The organism is Castellaniella sp. (assembly GCF_049671645.1).
GTDB lineage: Bacteria > Pseudomonadota > Gammaproteobacteria > Burkholderiales > Burkholderiaceae_B > Castellaniella.
In genome coordinates this window covers 23035-40601 of sequence record NZ_JBATVG010000017.1, presented here as the reverse complement: position 1 = coordinate 40601, position 17567 = coordinate 23035, and the positions used below count along the sequence as shown (strand labels likewise).

Genomic DNA, 17567 nt, shown 5'->3' with positions numbered 1-17567 from the left:
CGCCGCAGGCCGCCCGAATCCGCAGACGCCCGCGACGCGACGACCGGTTCAGAGATCCCCTGGGGAATCGTCGCAATCAAAGCCGTCGGAACGGCCTCGATCGGACAGCACACGCCGGATCACGTCGCTGGAAAACCCGCGCCCTGCCAGAAAACGGTATTGCCGGGCATAGTCTCGGGCGTCCTGGGGCGGCGCGGAAAACTTTCGCCCCCAGACGGCCCGGGCGCGTTCGGATTCAGTTGCGCGCAGAGTGTCCTGCAGGCCGGCCAGTTGTTCGTCGGCCACCCCCTGCTGACGCAGGGCCCCCAGGATGCGCTGGGCGCCCTGTCGCCCGGCGGTGCGGTGCACGTAGGCCTGGGCGTAGCGTTGGTCGGACTGCCAATGGGTTCGCTGCAGATCGTCCAGGACAGCTTCGATTTCCGCCGGGTCGTCGCTATAGGCGGACAGTTTGCGCTGCAATTCCAGGCGGGAATGTTCCCGCCTGGACAGATAGGCCACAGCCCGTGCTTTCAGGCTGGGGCCCCGACGGGAGGGGTCATTCGCCATCCTGCGGGAGGGCAGCTGCGGCGGCGGAACCGCCGGCAGGCGCGGCCCGCAGCGCGATCCCCAGGTGTTCCCGCACCCGGTTCTCGATTTCAAAGGCCAGATCGGAATGTTCCTTCAGGTAGTCGCGGACATTGTCCTTGCCCTGGCCGATGCGGTCGCCGTTATAGCTGTACCACGCGCCGGCCTTGTCGACGAGGCCCGCCTGCACGCCCAGATCGATGATTTCGCCTTCGCGCGAAATGCCCGCGCCGTACATGATGTCGAACTCGACCTGCTTGAACGGGGGAGCGACCTTGTTTTTGACGACCTTGACGCGGGTTTCGTTGCCGACGACCTCGTCGCCCTTTTTGATGGATCCGATGCGACGGATATCCAGGCGCACCGAGGAATAGAATTTCAGCGCGTTGCCGCCCGTGGTGGTTTCGGGGTTGCCGAACATGACGCCGATCTTCATGCGGATCTGATTGATGAAGATCACCATGCAATTGGCGCGCTTGATCGTGGCGGTCAGTTTGCGCAGCGCCTGGCTCATCAGGCGGGCCTGCAGGCCAGGCAGGGAATCGCCCATGTCGCCTTCGATTTCGGCCTTGGGCACCAGGGCGGCCACCGAGTCGATGACGATCAGGTCGACGGAGCCGGAGCGCACCAGGGCGTCGGTGATTTCCAAGGCCTGTTCACCAGTGTCGGGCTGGGAGATGAGCAGGTCTTCCAGATTGATCCCCAGCCGCGCCGCATACTGGACATCGAGCGCGTGTTCGGCATCGATGAAGGCGCAGGTGCCGCCGATTTTCTGCATTTCGGCGATGACCTGCAGAGTGAGGGTGGTCTTGCCGGACGATTCCGGGCCGTAGATTTCGACCACCCGGCCACGCGGCAGACCGCCTACGCCCAGGGCGATGTCCAGCCCCAGCGAACCAGTGGACACGACCTGGATGTCATGTTCGATCTGATTGTCGCCGTAGCGCATGATGGAGCCTTTGCCGAATTGCTTTTCGATCTGCGACAGCGCGGCGGCCAGCGCCTTGGCGCGTTCGGGGGTGGCCTTGCCGGTGCGTTCGTCCATGGGGGGTTTCCTTTTACTGGGAGCTGAAGATGACATGGGAGAAATTATGGCATTAAATTATACTGTATAAAAACCCAGATGTGATGCTTACGTCCCGGCGCGCATGCTTTCCGGCTCCGCCAGACCCGCGCTCCGCGCGGCGCGGCGCTCCATCGTTAACCCTAAATGACGGTCCGGCGCGGCCATGCGACAATCCGCCACGTCAGGGGTGCCGAGGGATCCTCGCCGCCCCATCCCTGCTTCCCTGGATGTCAATCCCGCCATGCGTATCCTGATTGCCGAGGACGACAGTATTCTCGCGGACGGGCTATCCCGATCACTGCGCTACGACGGCTACGCCGTGGACGTGGTCCACGACGGATCCAGCGCCGATTCCGCCCTGCAGCTGCAGACCTTCGATCTGCTGATCCTGGACCTGGGCCTGCCCCGGATGAGCGGCCTGTCGGTGCTGCGCAAGCTGCGCCAGCGCGGCACCCCCCTGCCCGTCCTGATCCTGACCGCCGCCGATTCCATCGAACAGCGCGTGGAGGGCCTGGACCTGGGCGCCGACGACTACATGTCCAAGCCCTTCGCGCTCAGTGAACTCGAAGCCCGGGTGCGCGCCTTGATCCGCCGCCACGGCGGCGCCCGCGCATCGGTGCTGCACCACGGCCGCCTGACCTTCGATCTGAACGGCCGGATCGCCACGATCGACGATGCGCCTGTCGAACTGTCGGCCCGCGAAACCAGCCTGCTGGAGATCTTCCTGTCACGCAGCGGCCGCATGATCAGCAAGCATCAACTGGTCGACCTGCTGTGCGAATGGGGTGAAGAAGTCACCACCAATGCCATCGAAGTCTACATCCACCGCCTGCGCAAGAAAATCGAACCCGCCGACATCCGCATCCTGACGGTGCGCGGGCTGGGATACTGCCTGGAACCGGAGAATCGCAACCAGGCGGCCGACACGGCCACCGCCGGCTGACGCCCCCATGTTCGCGGACCAGCGTCCCGCCCACGCACGGCGTCGCCGGCGGCGCCATTCCACATTGCTGGGCCGCATCCTGATGTGGATGATCGTGCCGCTGTTCGTGCTGTGGTCCATCGGCATCCTCATCACCTACTTCATTTCCCTGAACATCGCCAACTCGCCCTATGACCGCACTCTGGCCAGCCATCTGCGCCTGCTGCGCCACGAGGTCGAACAGCAACGCCTGGCCACCGGCATCGCCCTGTCCGAATCGGCCCGAACCGTCCTGGCGGGCGGCGGCGACGACACCCCCACCACCTGGCAGATCCTGGATGCCAACGGCCACCTGATCGCCGGCGACCCCAACATCCCCACCCCGGAGAACTGGACCTACGACATCGACCAGATCCGCTACCGCAATGCCACGCTGGACCACCAATCCATCCGCATGGCTTACCTCTGGGGGGGGCGCGACCGCGACGGCACCGGCTTCCTGACCGTGGTGGCCGAACCCGGCGAAGCCCGCGCCACCCTGCAGCAGGAAATCCTGACCGGCATGCTGACCCCGCAGTTGATCATCCTGCCGCTGGCGGCCATGCTGGCCGGCCTGGGCCTGACGCAAGGCCTGGAGCCCTTAAGCCTGTTGCAGGAACATATGCGCCGGCGCAAACCCAGCGACCTGTCCCCCATCCGGGACGACCTGGCTCCGGCTGAGATCGTGCCGCTGATCGCCGCCATGAACAACGTGCTCCAGCGCCTGTCCGCATCCATCGAATCCCAACGGCGCTTCGTCGCCAACGCCGCCCACCAGCTGAAGACCCCGCTGGCCGGCATCCGCACGCAATGCGAAATCGCCCTGCGCGAACAGGAACCTGCCCGCATGCGCGAAAGCCTGGAACAGCTGATCACCGGGTCCCAGCGCGCCACGCGCCTGGTCAACCAATTGCTGCTGCTGGCGCGCGCCGAATCCCTGGACCCCACCCAATCCCGCACGACCGAACAGCTGGACCTGCACGAGCTGGCCGCCGAAGGCACGGGCGAATGGGTGGAAGCCGCCCTGCAGCGCGGCATCGATCTGGGTTTCGAATCCCCCGAAGAAGCCTTGCCGGTGTTCGGCAATCGCACCATGATCCGCGAGCTGCTGAACAACCTGATCGACAACGCCCTGCTGTACACCCCGGCCGGCGGCCAGGTCACGGTGCGGGCGCTGCCCGATGGCGACCGGGTCTGCCTGGAAGTGCAGGACACCGGCCCCGGCATCCCACCTGAAGAACAGTCCCGGGTCTTCGACCGCTTCTACCGCATCCTCGGCCACGAGGCCGAGGGCAGCGGCCTGGGGCTGGCGATCGTGCGCGAAGTCGCCGAACACCACCAGGCCGACATCGCCTTCCTGCCACCCGGCAACCATCGCGACCCGGTCAGCGCCGGCACGCGACTGCGAGTCTCCTTCCCACGCGATCACGTCCCCAGGACCCGCACATGACCCGCTCCTCCTTCATGACGCCCGATCCCCTGGATGATTCCCGGCGGCCCATGACCCACGAAGAACGCAGGGTCATCCTGGCCTCGTCCATGGGAACCGTCTTCGAATGGTATGACTTCTACGTCTATGGATCGCTGGCCGCCATCATCGCCCAGCACTTCTTCTCCGGCGTGAACCCCACGGCGGGGTTCATCTTCGCCCTGCTGACCTTCGCCGCCGGCTTCGCCGTACGCCCGTTCGGCGCCCTGGTCTTCGGCCGCCTGGGTGACATGGTCGGGCGCAAATACGCCTTTGTCGTATCCATCCTGATCATGGGCCTGTCCACCTTCCTGGTGGGGGTCCTGCCCTCGTCCGCATCGATCGGCACCGCCGCCCCCATGATCCTGCTGCTGCTGCGCCTGCTGCAGGGCCTGGCCCTGGGCGGGGAGTACGGCGGCGCGGCCGTCTATGTGGCCGAACACGCCCCCAATCACCGGCGCGGCTTTTTCACCAGCTGGATCCAGACCACAGCCACCACCGGTATGTTCCTGTCGCTGGTGGTGGTGCTGGGCACCCGGGCCACTCTGGGCCAGGAAGCCTTCGAATCCTGGGGCTGGCGCCTGCCCTTCCTGATTTCCGTGCTGCTGCTGGTGATTTCCGTCTGGATCCGCCTGCGCCTGCACGAATCCCCGGCCTTCACGCGGATGAAATCCGAAGGCCTGATTTCCCGCGCGCCCATCAAGGAAGCCTTCGGCCGCTGGCCCAACCTGCGCCTGATCCTGCTGGCGCTGATTGGCCTGACGGCCGGCCAGGCCGTCGTCTGGTACACCGGTCAGTTCTACGCGCTGTACTTCCTGACGGAAACCCTGGGGGTGGATTCCAACATCGCCAACATCCTGGTGGCGCTGTCGCTGCTGCTGGCCTGCCCCTTCTTCCTGGTCTTCGGCGCCTTGTCGGACCGGATCGGCCGCAAGCCCATCATCATGGCCGGCTGCCTGATCGCCTGTCTCAGCTATTTCCCGGTCTTCAAGGGCCTGACGCACTATGCCAATCCGGCGCTGGAACGCGCCCAGCGCCAGGCGCCCGTCTACGTGGTGGCCGACCCCGGCAACTGTTCGCTGCAGTTCAACCCCGTGGGGATCGCCTCGTTCACCAGCTCCTGCGATCTGCTCAAGGCCTTCATGGCCAGCCATTCGGTGCATTACATCAACCAGGCCGCGCCCGCCGGCACCGTGGCCTACGCGCTGATCGGCGACGAGCGTGTGGATGCCTTCGAAGGGACTGTGCTGCCGCGCGCCGAGTTCGCGCGACGCAGCACCGCGCTGCAAAACACGCTGCGCAAGGCCGTTCGCAGCCACGGCTATCCCGCCCACGCGGATCCTTCGCAGATCAACTACGCCATGGTGCTCCTGCTGCTGTTCTTTCTGGTCCTGCAGGTCACGATGGTCTACGGGCCCATTGCGGCCATGCTGGTGGAAATGTTCCCCACCCGCATCCGCTATACATCCATGAGCGTGCCCTACCATATCGGCAATGGCTGGTTCGGCGGCTTCCTGCCGCCAGTGGCCTTCGCCACGGTGGCGACCACCGGCAATATGTACGACGGCCTGTGGTACCCCATCATCATCTGCGCCATGACGCTGGTAATCGGCATGCTCTTCATCCGGGAAACCCGGCATAACGACCTGGATGCTTTGTGATTCAGAGTACCGTCAGGGATCATCATTTAGAATTTTGATGTGCATCAATGTTGGTCCCTGGTCCCTTGTTCCCCCTTGAGTCCAGGCTCCGTTCAGACGTGATGCTCCGTCGTCCCCGCACCCCCCGCGAGCCTTTTTGTGCGCGGACGACTGCTTCTCCTGGCCCGGTTCACATACCGGGCCATTTTTTTGCCGCCGGGCCGCCCCCAAGGCATCGCGTACAATCAAAGCCCTCTTTTCACTGCCGCTTGCCGGCCCACCCGCACACGACCATGTGGTTCAAGAATCTCAAGCTCTATCGTCTCGCTCCCAACGCCTCCCTGACCGCCGCCGATCTGGAAGCCGCCCTGGAACCCCTGGCCTTCCAGCCCGGCGGTAGCCAGGACAGCCAGGTATCCGGCTGGTTGCCGCCCCGGGATGACAGCGGTCTGGCCTACGCCCAGCACGGGCAGATCCTGCTGCGCCTGCAGACCGAAAAGAAACTGCTGCCCAGCACGGTGATCAATCAAGCCAGCCGTGCCCGCGCCCAGCAGATCGAAGAACAGCAGGGCTACAAGCCCGGCCGCAAGCAGATGAAGGAAATCAAGGAACAGATGACGATGGAGCTGCTGCCGCGCGCTTTCGTCATCGGCCACGACACCCGCGTCTGGATCGATACGGTCAATGGCTGGGTCGCCATCGACGCCGCTGCCACCGCCCGCAGCGATGAAGTTCTGGGCCTGCTGGCCAAGACCCTGACGCCCTTTCCCATCGTGCCCCTGCACGTGGAGATGTCGCCGGGCGCCGCCATGACGCTGTGGCTGACCGAAGACGAAGCCCCGGCCGGTTTCACGATCGACCAGGACACCGAACTGCGTTCCACGGGCGAGTCCCGCGCTACCGTACGCTACGTGCGCCAGACGGTGGACGCCGAGGAAGTGCGCCGCCACATCCAGGCCGGCAAGCAATGCACGCGCCTGGCGATGACCTGGAACGACCGGGTGTCCTTCGTGCTGACGGACACCCTGGATATCAAACGCGTGGCCCCGCTGGATGTGCTGAAGGAACACCAGGACGCCCAGGCCGCCAACGAAGCCGAACAGTTCGAGGCCGATTTCGCGCTGATGTCGGGCGAGTTGACGCGCATGCTCGACGATCTGGTGACGGCGCTGGGCGGCATGCGGGCGGATACGAAATAAGGGCATAAGCCCACCTCGCGGCCTGCTGGCCGCTCGGATTCGTCAGGCGTAGAGGCGTAGGCCAGTCCTCAGGGACTGCCCTACGTCCAGGCTCATCCCCCTCGCGGCGCCTACGGCCTGCATGCCGCTCAGGTCAATCAATCCCGTGGAAGACGCTGTCGTCGGGGCCGACGTGGGACGGCGGCGCCCAGGTGACGTCGCGCAGCGAATGTTGCACCAGGCCTTCCACCCCCAGCAGCACGGCGAAGATCGCCATGCGCACCGGGATGCCGTTGTCGGTCTGGCGGAAGATCGCCAGGCGCGGATCGTGGTTCAGGTCGGTGCTGAGGTCATGGGCGCCTTCCCGGCTGTCGCGCGGCAGGGGGTGCATGACGATCACGTCCGGCCCGCAGCAAGCGTCGACGATGGCGCGATTGACCTGGAAATCGGCCGTGTAGCCTTCCAGGCTCTCTCCGGTGAAGCGTTCCTTTTGCACGCGGGTCGCATACACCACGTCCGCGCCTTTCAGGCCGGCAGCCAGATCGTGGGTCTGTTCGATCACGTGACCGTTCTTGCCGACGGTCTCCAGCAGATAGTCCGGCATCTCCAGCCCGGGCGGCGACACCAGGGTGAATTTCAGCCCCCGGTACAGGGCCAGCAGCTTGATCAGGGAATGCACCGTGCGGCCGTATTTCAGGTCGCCCGCCATGACGATGTGGGCGCCATCCAGCAGTTTCCCCAGGCGGGAGAATTCCGTCAGGATGGTGTAGAGGTCGAGCAGCGCCTGGCTGGGGTGTTCGCCCGCGCCGTCGCCGCCGTTGACCACGGGGATATTGGTGGCGGCGGCGAATTCCGCCACCGAGCCTTTTTCCGGGTGGCGGATCACCATGGCGTCCACATAACCGCTCATGACGCGACTGGTGTCATAGATGGATTCGCCCTTGGCCATGGACGAGAAGGTGAAACCGGTCGTATCGCAGACGGAACCGCCCAATCGGCAGAATGCCGCTCCGAAACTGACCCGGGTGCGTGTGCTGGCCTCGAAGAACAAATTGCCCAGCACCGCACCCTCCAGCACCCGCGAGACCTTCTGGCGGCGGGCGATGGGCTGCATCAGATCCGCCACGCGGCACAGCTCTTCCACGGATTCCCGCGTGAACTGATCCACGGACAGCAGTTGGTGCTTGTTGTCGATGGCGATGCGATCACGCAGCGCGCCGGATTGCGCGCTTTGCGCATACTTTTCCATCAGCGCGCCATTTTCCACGATTTCGGTCACGAAGCGCGACACGACCTCCGGCATGGCGCGGGATTCCTGGGAGCCTTCCGGCAGCAGCCAGGTATCCAGCGCCCGGCGCTTGACGCCGATACGGGCGGCGAATACATCGCGGGTCAGGTTCAGGCGACGCATGGCGTCACGCAAGAAAACTTGTTGGGAAACGGCCACGATTGACTCCTGTATACGCAATGCGTAGATTTTCACTGAATCCACAACATCAACGCAAGCGGAAAATCATTTCACGAGCACGCAACAGCCAAAAAGCAACACGGCCCGGCAATCCAGGTAGTGTTGCGTTTCAGCCATCGCATCCCAGCCATCCAACCGTCCAGCCGCAGGGCCAGAGTCAGGGCCAGGGCCGAAGCCGGCCGATCACCCCAGCCAAGCGGGAGTTTCCCGCCGGGGCTTCCCTTATTGCACCCCGGCCACTGAACGAGCGGCGACATCCGCATTGCGGGCGGAACCCACGCCAAAGGCCAGCTGCTGCTCGCGGATGGGCGACGCATAGGCGGGGGCCGCCAGCATCAGTTGCCCGACGACCAAGGCCAGGCGCATCCCGGGATTGGCCGCAGTCGTCTTGCGCAGCTTGGTCAGGCCCTCGTCCTTCAGGATCAGGACCAGCACCCCGCCGCCCGACTGATCAGTGGCCGACTGGATGCCCATCAGGTCGTCCCGGCCGATGATGGCGTCCGTGCGCACATACAACAAGCCGGACGGTTTCAGGGGCACAGGCGTCCAGCCGGGATGCGGCCGCGTATCGGCCAGGAATACCCGCAGATCGCTGGCCTCGCGGTTGGGATTCACGGCACGGACCGGATCCGTGTGCGTGGGCTTGGCAGCGCTCAGGCTGCCGGTCGTCGCGCTGGATGCGCCCGACGCCCCTGCGCGAGATCCCGGCACAGTCTGGCAGGCCGACAGCGCGCACGCCAGCAATAACAGCAGTCCCATCCGCAGATGGCGCCATGGCAGACGAGTCGTGCATTCTGGTGAGTTCATGGTCAGGCCCTCCTTGCTTCGATTCCCATGCCCCGATGATGACACACTTCGGCAACAGCCTCGTGACCGCGTATGTCCGGGGCGCTCACCGGTCCGGAGCCCAGCTCCCGGCGCGCACCGTGACCCGAGCCTGATCCAGCACCCGGCCATCCCCATCCCGCAACTGAAAGACATGCAGCCCCGGCTGAGGCGTCCAATCCGGCGCCCTGCCTGTCCCATAGACGCGGCCATCCAGGAACCAGCGGGCATCGGCCACCGGACGCGACATGGCATCGACCGCTCGCACTCGCAGGCGCTGGCGATCCCAGGGGATGTCCGGGTCCAGCGCAATCAACGTGCCGTCGACCGGCTCGGCGATCCGCGGGCGTCCGGCCGGCGTGGCGTCGAGCCCGGGCGGAGCGAACACCGTCTGGGCGGTATCCCCCAGGAAATACTCGGTGCGGGCCGGTTCCAGGCCGGCGGCGAACGTCACCGGCGCCGGGGTCACGTCGGCAGGCTGATCGGGCTCGCCAGCCAGCAAGCCGGCGACACGGCCCACCGGAGCCACTGCCAAGCTGCGCCCCGCTGCCACTGGAACAGCACGATCCACAGGCGGCGTTGTCGACGCTGCATTACGCTGCGCCAGCCAATCCATCAGGTCGTGCCAGATCGGCCCGGCCCCGCTGACGCCGGACACATTGCGCATGCTGGCCCCCGCGCTATTGCCGACCCAGACGCCCACGGTATAGCTGGCCGACCAGCCCACGCACCAGTTGTCGCGCATGTCGCGGCTGGTGCCGGTCTTGACCGCCGCCCAGGATTTCGTGGACAAAGGACTGTCCAGTCCGAAGGTCCGCGCCCGCGCCTGGCGGTCCGCCAGGATATCGCCGACGATCCAGGCAGCGCCTCTTGAAAACAGGGGCCGACCGGCCTGCGGCTCGGCCGCCCCCGTCGCGCGGATCCGCACCGGCGCGTAATCGCCACCCCGCGCCAGCGCCCGATAGGCATTGCTCAGCGACAGCAGCGTGACATCGGCCGAGCCCAGCGCCAGGCTGTAGCCGTAATAATCCCCGCCCTGCGTCAGCGGCAGGCCCAGGGCCGTCAGGCGTTGCGCCAGCACGTCCGGCCCGACCAGCATCAGCGTGCGCACCGCCGGGATGTTCAGGGACGAAGCCAGCGCCACGCGCGCGCTGACCCAGCCGCTGAAGCGGTGATCGTAATTGTCGGGAATGTACAGGCCGCTGCCGCCATCCAGATCCAGCGGCCGGTCATCCAGCAAAGACGCGGCCGTCAGCCGCTGCTCATCGAGCGCCAGGGCGTACAGGAACGGTTTCAGGGTCGAACCGGCCTGGCGCAGCGCCTGGGCATGGTCCACGTCGGCCGCCTCGGACAGCGCGCCGGAAGATCCCACATAGGCCCGCACGGCCCCCGACCGGTTATCCAGCACGACCACGGCCGCATCCGTCACGCCCGTGCCTCGCAGATCCCGCAAGTGGCGGCGCATCGAGCGCACTGCCAGTTGCTGCAGATCGGCGTCCAGCGTGGACTGGATCTCGCCGCCGGGCGATGCCAGCCCCTCCCGGATCAACTGGCGGGCCCAATGCGGCGCCAGGCCCGGAGTCTCAAAACGGGACGCATGCGCGCGGGACAGCGACAGCCCGATGAAGTCCCTCAAGCCGTCGCAGCCCTCCGGGCGCCCCAGGTCGCGCAGCAAAGCGCAACTGCGTTGGGCCAGCACCGCCAGCGGCGCATTGGGTCCGCGCAGCAGCACGGCCGCCAGGGCCGCCTCGCGCAACGTCAGCCCCGAGGCCTGCTTCTGGAACATCACCCGCGACAGAGCGTCCACGCCACGCAGCTCACCCCGGTAACTGGCCAGATTCAGATAGGCTTCCAGGATCTGCGCCTTGGACCAGCGCGATTCGAGCTGGCGGGCCGCCTGCATCTGGTCCAGCTTCTGCCAGATTCCCCGGCCCTGCGGGCCGCGCCGCAGATCCGCATCCAGCATGGCGGCCAGTTGCATGCTCAGCGTCGAAGCGCCGCGTTTGCCGTCGCCCCACGCCGCCGCCCAGGCCGCCGATGCGCTGGCCAGCCAATCCACCCCGCCATGATCGTAGAAACGATGGTCTTCGGACTGGATCACGGCCCGTTGCAACGCGGCGGAAATATCCTGCAGCGGCACCCAATCCCCGCGCCGGGCGGAAAAATCCGCTCGGATGCGCTGGATCACCCGGCCATCCATCGCCAGCACCCTGATGTCCGACGGACGCCAGGCCTGACGCACGGCCGCATAAGCCGGCAAATCGGCTGCGGACACGTCCAGGCCCGCAGCCGGCCCCGGCTGCGGCCACAAGGCCGCCGCCAGCAGCCAGGCGCCCAGGTCACGCCAGGCGATCAATCCGCCGCCACCTGGAACGGTTCGTTGGGCAGGCTGCCGAATATGTCCGGCTGGTACAGGGCCTCGATCCGCGTCGGGGGCAGCTGATAATTCCCCGGCGTATTCAGCCGCACCGTGTATTCCAGCGTCTGGACGCCGGCATCCAGCACCTCGAAATACGCCCGATACATGCCCGCATCGCGTTCGACAAAAGCGGGCCGGTCCCAGGCGGGCTGATCCTCGGATTCATCCCTGACGGCAATGACTGAATCCCGCCCCAGCCCACCGCCCAGGATGGATGCGCCGGCAGGCACCGGATCGCTGATCACGGACCAGACCACGGGTTCCCGGCTGTGGATGCTCAAGCTGACCCGGTAGACATCGCCCACCGACCAGCGGTCCGGCCGGGCGCGGGACACCGGCGTGACCGTGCGCTCCACCCGCATGCCGGCATCCACGGCCCGCGTCTGCGGCACCGCCGCCCGGGCCGTGACGGTCGCCCAGCCGCTGCCGGCCCCCTGCTGCGTCAGGTCCACCGTCCCCTGGCGGGACGGCGGCCACGGCAGATCCAGGGCCTGGCGGTGGATACCGTCGGCCTGAGGCATGTCTGCCCAGGTCAGCGTCCGCCCGGGGGCCGGCGCCAGCGCCACCGAGACGGCCCCCTGCCCGGCCTGCGTTTCCACCTGCCGCGCATAGTCGTTGACCGCCAGCACCCCCAGGACATTGGCGGTCGTGGTCGACCAGGCCCCCTGGCTCTGGAACGACAGCAGGCCGGTCAACAGCCGCGGCAGATCCTGACGCCATTCGGGGCGCGGCAAGACCGTCATCAGCAAGCGCGCCTGAGCGGTCGCGACGTTGCTCATCAGCCACCAGCCTTGATCCGCCGTCGCGTCCGACAGGATCAGGGACGTCCCGTGGCGACTGAGCCGCGCCCGCAACACGGCATCGGTTTGCGTCAACAGGGCCGCGCGATCCGGCAGATCGGGCACATGCTGCAGAATGGACAGCCACGTCACCACGGCGGGCGTCGGCCAGTCGCTGACGTCCAGGGCGAAAGAATCCAGCATCCCCGGCTGCCAGGCCCCTGCCAGGGCCAGGGCATCCACGGCGATCAGCTTGCGCCAGAACAGATCCTGCACCGGCGCCCAGGCGGTCTCGTCCAGGCGGCCCAGGACGAAATCCTGCAAGGCGGACAGCATGCGTCCACGCGCCTGGGCAGGCAAGGCATCCGGCCAGCCAAGGGCCTGCGCCCGCGCCGACACTTCGACCAATTGCGCGGTCAGGATCACGCTGCCGCGCCCGCCGGGGAAATACGCCAGCAAGCCGGTATCGCCCTGATAATCCGGCAACCGCTGCATCAAGGCCTTCCAGGCCGCCGCATCCCGCATGCCGATGGCCTTGGAGCTGAGCTGTTCCATGCAGGCGTAGGGATAGGCCGCCAGCCAATCCCGCACCCCCGGCAAAGTCCCCGCCAGACTGGATTGCAGCTGCACCGTCACCCCGCCACGCGGTGCGCCCTGCGCACCCGGCAAGGCCCGGGAAGAAGCATCGACCGGCAGATGCTGCGGCACGCCCTGGCGAATTTGCAGCAAGGTTGCCTGGCGCACCGTCACCGGCACGGCCGGCTGCAGCGTCTGCCGCACCACGATCCGGTCCGACGCCTGCTCGCTGCCCCGCCGGGTTCGCGCCGCGAAGGTCCACTGCAAGGATTCGCTATCCTGATTGTTCCCCAACAAGGGCGCATCCACCGGCCAATCCAGCGTGGCCGACGAGCCCGCCGACAGGTCCAGCGCCTGCGCCGGCAGCGATTGCTCCGCGCCGCCCGCCCCCTGGACACTGGCCGATACCGTCAGCGGCAGGGTCGCCTGAGTCCGGTTGCGCACGGTGACCCGAGCCTGATAATGGTCGCCCTCGCGCACCACCTGGGGCAAGCCCGACACCACCTGCAGATCCTGGGTGCTGACGATATCCGTCGAGCCGGTGCCGAAGCCGCCCTGCCCATGATCCACCACGGCCACCAGCCGGAATCGCGTCAGAGAATCGTTCAGCGGCACCCGGACCCGCGCCCGCCCCTGCTCGTCCAGGGTCAGGTCGCCGCGCCATAACAGCAGGGTATCGAACAATTCCCGCGTGGCTCCGAAGCCCCCGCCGCCGCCCGCCGGCACCGCCTTGCGGCCGTAATGCCGGCGGCCTACCACCTGGCCCTGGCTGGTGGCCGTGCGCACGCCTTCGTCGCGTTCGACGCGCATGGCATCCAGCAGGTTCCAACTGCTGTTGTCCATCAGCTCGAGCAAGGCCTCATCCACGGCGGCGAACGCCACCCCGGCCCCTGCTGCGGGCTTGCCATCGGGCAGGAAAGCCTGAATTTCGACCTGCGCGGTGTCGCGCACCCGGTAGGTGTCGTGGTCGGCCTTGACCTGCACTTTCACACGATCGGCATCGCTGCTGACGCGGATCTGCGCCAGGCCGAAGCGGAAGGACGGTTTGGCGAGGTCGATCAGCCCGGTCGGAGCCGGGGCGTCATCGACCTGAGATGCCCAAGCCCGCGCCCAATCCACCGGATGACGCCACCCCCAATCCAAGAAAGACGACCAGGGCACAGTGCGAATGCGACCGCGCACCGCCAGCACCGAGACATAGACGTTCGGCCCCCATTCCGCCTTCACCGGCAGGCGCGCCACAGGCTGGTCGCCGTCCAGGGAGACGACATGGGTTTCCAAGACGCCTTCGCGTTCCACAGCCACCAGGGCCTCGGCCTGGCGAAACGGCATGCGAACGGTGAACTCGGCGGTTTCGCCAGGCCGGTAGCTGGCCTTGGACGGAATCACGTCGATGCGGTCATCATCGCCCCCCGAAAACCAGTTCTCGCCGCCCCAGACCCAGATCGAGGTGGCTGCCCGGGACAGCCGGCCCTGGGCGTCGCCCGCCTGGGCGAACAACTGGATTTCCCCGTCCCGATCCAGGCTGATCGTGCATTCCAGCAAGCCCTTGGCATCGGTTTCGCCCTGGCACAAAGTGCCCAGGGAGGCGATCTGCGCATGCGTATCGTAGGCGTAGAACCCGCCCACCAGGCGCTTGCGCGTCGAATAGGTGGTGCGGACCCGGCCGTCCAGCCGCACCGGCACGCCCGCCTGTGGGCGCCCCTGGGGATCCACGGCCAGCAGCTTGATCGTCGATTTGTCATTGCGCGACATCCAGCGGCCGGTCTGCAGGCCCACCACGACGGCGGACGGCCACACCTGCGCCGTCTGTGCAATCGTCTGGATTTCCCCATTGGGATCGGCAAACGAGGCCTCGAACAGCCAGGACTGCGGGCTCTCGATCGCAGGCAGGTCCTTCAGATCGACCCGCGCCCCGCCCCGCGCGTCCAGGCGCAGCGGGCGCTTGTCCAGGATCAGACGGCGCAGCGTATCGGACGAGGCCTGGTCCGCCTGGTCCCGCAAACTGTCCGGCACCCCGAAGCTGAAATCCGGATAAGCGTCGAAGCCGGGGACCAGCGGCTGCGCCACCGCCGACAAGGAGGCGTCCAGATCCCGGGCCGGGCCGCCGGACTGCCAGTTCAATTGCAGATCGGCCTGAATCGCGGCAGGGGCGATCAAGGCGCCTGCGGGCGCAGGCGCCTCTCCACCCGGCGCGGCATCCGCCGAGGCGGCCTGAGCCGCGATCTTCAGCGACCCCGTCAGCAAGGGCAGTTTGAAAGCCTCGACACGGAAACTCCCGGCAAAGAGCGCGGGCGCCCAATCATCGTCCCGGCTGGAGGCCGCCTCCGGCGGCGCCAGCTGAATGGCGTACTGCCCCAGGCGCGCCGTGCGGGGAATCGCATAATCCAGCACGGCATACAGTCCACCGCTGGGGCTCAGTTTCCATGCAAGCGGCAGCTTGGCGGTATCGCCCGAGCCCTCGTGCACGATGTCCACCGTCTGCGGCAGACACTCGGGCTTGCCCGCCGCCAGGCAGCCGGTCGGCGGGTTGCGCACCCCGTCACGCGTCAGATCGCGCAGGAACAGCTTCATCGACACGGTTTCCCCGGCTCGCAACAGGGAGCGGTCCAGCACCGCATGGGCCACCTGGTCCGGCACCGGCGACTGGCTGACGGGCACATCGAAGCGCCAGGGCTCGATGCCCTGGTCCCAGCTGGACCAGGCAAAGGAAAAATCCGCCTGGCCGTGCGCTGCCGGATGATCGGCGGCAATCCGCGCCGTCACGAAGACGCCCGATTGCGCCGTGCCATCGCAATAGGCGTCGGCCGGCACCGCCCCCAGCGAATGCCAGAGCCCGTGATCATCAGTCTTGCCCTGGCGGATGCGCGTCCCATCGCAGCCCAGGATCGCCACCTGGGCGCCGGGCACCGGTTCCCCGCCATCCAGCGTCGTGACCCAGACCAGGGCATCATCGCGGCCGGTTTTGACATGCACCGCCAGATTCGTCACCAACACGGCCGAGCGCACATACATGGTGCCCCCCGGCTTGCCCTTTTCAGTCAGCAATGCCGTTCCCAGCCGGGGGGACGCGGCTTCCAGCACATGCAGGCCCGGCGCCGCCACCGGCACCCCGATCACTTCGATATCTTTGCCCTCGGCATCCTGCAGCCCCGGCAGCGTCAGCGCGCGGGCCGTATCCTGCGGACCGAACACGGATCGCGAGCGCACGTCGATCAGAGGTTCACCCCGAACCGCATCGCGCGCAGGGCGCGATGCCAGCACGTCGGCGAACTGGCCCGCCGTCATCTGCCCTTCCTGCAGCCGCTGGACCTTCGCCATCCACTGCAGGGCCTGCACATCGTCGGTCGTCACGTGATCATCCACCCGCCCGGCGGAGATCATCATGTCCCGGGTGCGCAATTGCGGCCCGACCCGCCGCAGCGCCAGAGGCACCATGGCCGGCAGGCCCTGGGCGGGCGGCCCATCAGCGAAGCGCTCCACGATTCCGAACGGTCCGGAGGCGAATTTCACCAGCGGCGGCAAGGCGTCGATGGGCACGTCCAGCGGAAAACGCGAGGCATTGGCCAAAGGCCGCCCCGCGTCATCGCGCAAATCTTTGGGCAGCACCAGCCGCAACGTGGAGCGCTCCGGGAAAGGCGCGCCGAACGTCAGGCTGGAGAGCGCGTCATGCGCCGCCCCGCCGTCATCCGCTGCCACCTGCGTCGGCCCGTCGGGGGTTTCCAGCACGACCTGGCTGGCCAAGGCGCGCGGCACCGGACTGGAAAACGTCAATCCGATCGGGAACAGCGGCGAACATGGCGCCTGAGCATTGACGCGGGTGCAGTTCATCGTCGCCCGGAAGGGATCGCGGACCTTGAAATCCTGCGCCAGCACCGCCCGGCCCACCATTCCCGGCTGGCCGGGCAGATCGGCAGATTTCACCCCAGGCCCCACCACCAGCCGCACCTGGGCCGAAGACGGCAGCAGGCGCTTGCACTGCAGCAGACGGGCATTGTCCAGGCGCTGGGCGCTGTCCCGATTCCAGCCGATGGCATGCAGGATCTGGTCGCGCTGATCGCCGGTGATGATGCGCACCGGCACGGATTCCCCCAGCCCCTGGACCTCGCAATGCGCGTGGTCCAGGATCGACTGCGGATCCGTCGCAACATTGAAGCGCAACACGAAGACCTGATCTTCCGCGATCTGACCTCCCCAGGGGTACGACAGCTGCGCACGCGGCCCGCCCGTGGTGAAGGCATAGGTCTTGCCGACGTCCAGCGGCCGGCCCTGCAAATCCCTGAAATCAGGATTCGGATCCGCCTGGCAGGATACGGCGCCCGTCAGCGGCTTTTCGAAGGAATAGACCCAATGCTGCGGATCCACCCAGCGACCCGAGCCCTTCGCCGCATCCGAGTCGCACTGGATCCGATAAGGATCCGCCGCCAGATCATCGCCCAACGCGATGGCCGGCGCATCGAAATCCACCTGCGCCTGCATGATCCGGGCCATCGCCCCCTGGGGCGTGAAACGCACGACTTGCGCGGCGGACGCCGAGACGACCCAGCCCAGGGCCAAGCCTGCCAGCAGAGTACGGGAAAGGATCGGATGCATGGGGCGGCCCTGTTCTATTGTTCTGCTTGC

10 protein-coding genes are annotated in these 17567 nt (G+C 66.9%); 4 read left to right on the top strand and 6 right to left on the bottom strand.

What is annotated here, in order from left to right; translation table 11 throughout:
• Window positions 1-48 precede the first annotated feature (48 nt).
• A complete protein-coding gene (gene recX / locus WBG56_RS08150; RefSeq protein ID WP_424267098.1) occupies window positions 49-546 on the bottom strand; it encodes a recombination regulator RecX in 498 nt (165 codons plus the stop codon).
• Window positions 536-1609, bottom strand: coding sequence for a recombinase RecA (gene recA / locus WBG56_RS08145; protein WP_424267096.1), 1074 nt, complete (start codon window positions 1607-1609; stop codon window positions 536-538). The genes recX and recA overlap by 11 nt, the downstream gene beginning before the upstream one ends.
• Before the next feature lie 262 nt (window positions 1610-1871).
• Here recA and WBG56_RS08140 point away from each other — a divergent pair, with 262 nt between their 5' ends.
• The 4 genes from WBG56_RS08140 to WBG56_RS08125 all read left to right on the top strand — a co-directional run bounded on the left by WBG56_RS08140 (window position 1872) and on the right by WBG56_RS08125 (window position 6898).
• Window positions 1872-2573 carry a response regulator gene (locus WBG56_RS08140; protein WP_424267094.1) on the top strand — a complete coding sequence of 234 codons (702 nt, stop codon included), beginning with the start codon at window positions 1872-1874 and terminating at the stop codon, window positions 2571-2573.
• A gap of 7 nt (window positions 2574-2580) precedes the next feature.
• Window positions 2581-4041 carry a sensor histidine kinase gene (locus WBG56_RS08135; protein ID WP_424267092.1) on the top strand — a complete coding sequence of 487 codons (1461 nt, stop codon included), beginning with the start codon at window positions 2581-2583 and terminating at the stop codon, window positions 4039-4041.
• Between the two features lie 50 nt (window positions 4042-4091).
• Window positions 4092-5720: an MFS transporter gene (locus tag WBG56_RS08130; RefSeq protein WP_424267163.1), complete on the top strand. Its 1629-nt coding sequence runs from the start codon at window positions 4092-4094 to the stop codon at window positions 5718-5720.
• A 272-nt stretch (window positions 5721-5992) separates the two neighbouring features.
• Window positions 5993-6898 (top strand): recombination-associated protein RdgC, encoded by a 906-nt coding sequence (locus tag WBG56_RS08125; RefSeq protein ID WP_424267090.1) that lies wholly within the window; start codon window positions 5993-5995, stop codon window positions 6896-6898.
• Between the two features lie 133 nt (window positions 6899-7031).
• On the opposite strand, the gene WBG56_RS08120 is transcribed toward WBG56_RS08125, so the two are convergent.
• From WBG56_RS08120 to WBG56_RS08105, 4 genes are all read right to left on the bottom strand, one after another.
• Window positions 7032-8324: an aspartate carbamoyltransferase gene (locus WBG56_RS08120; RefSeq protein ID WP_424267088.1), complete on the bottom strand. Its 1293-nt coding sequence runs from the start codon at window positions 8322-8324 to the stop codon at window positions 7032-7034.
• A gap of 243 nt (window positions 8325-8567) precedes the next feature.
• Window positions 8568-9152 (bottom strand): hypothetical protein, encoded by a 585-nt coding sequence (locus tag WBG56_RS08115; RefSeq protein WP_424267086.1) that lies wholly within the window; start codon window positions 9150-9152, stop codon window positions 8568-8570.
• An 85-nt stretch (window positions 9153-9237) separates the two neighbouring features.
• Entirely contained in the window at window positions 9238-11526 is a 2289-nt protein-coding gene (gene pbpC / locus WBG56_RS08110; protein ID WP_424267084.1) for a penicillin-binding protein 1C, read from the bottom strand.
• Window positions 11523-17537, bottom strand: a complete 6015-nt coding sequence (locus tag WBG56_RS08105) for an alpha-2-macroglobulin family protein (protein ID WP_424267082.1) — start codon at window positions 17535-17537, stop codon at window positions 11523-11525. The genes pbpC and WBG56_RS08105 overlap by 4 nt, the downstream gene beginning before the upstream one ends.
• Between the last annotated feature and the right edge of the window lie 30 nt (window positions 17538-17567).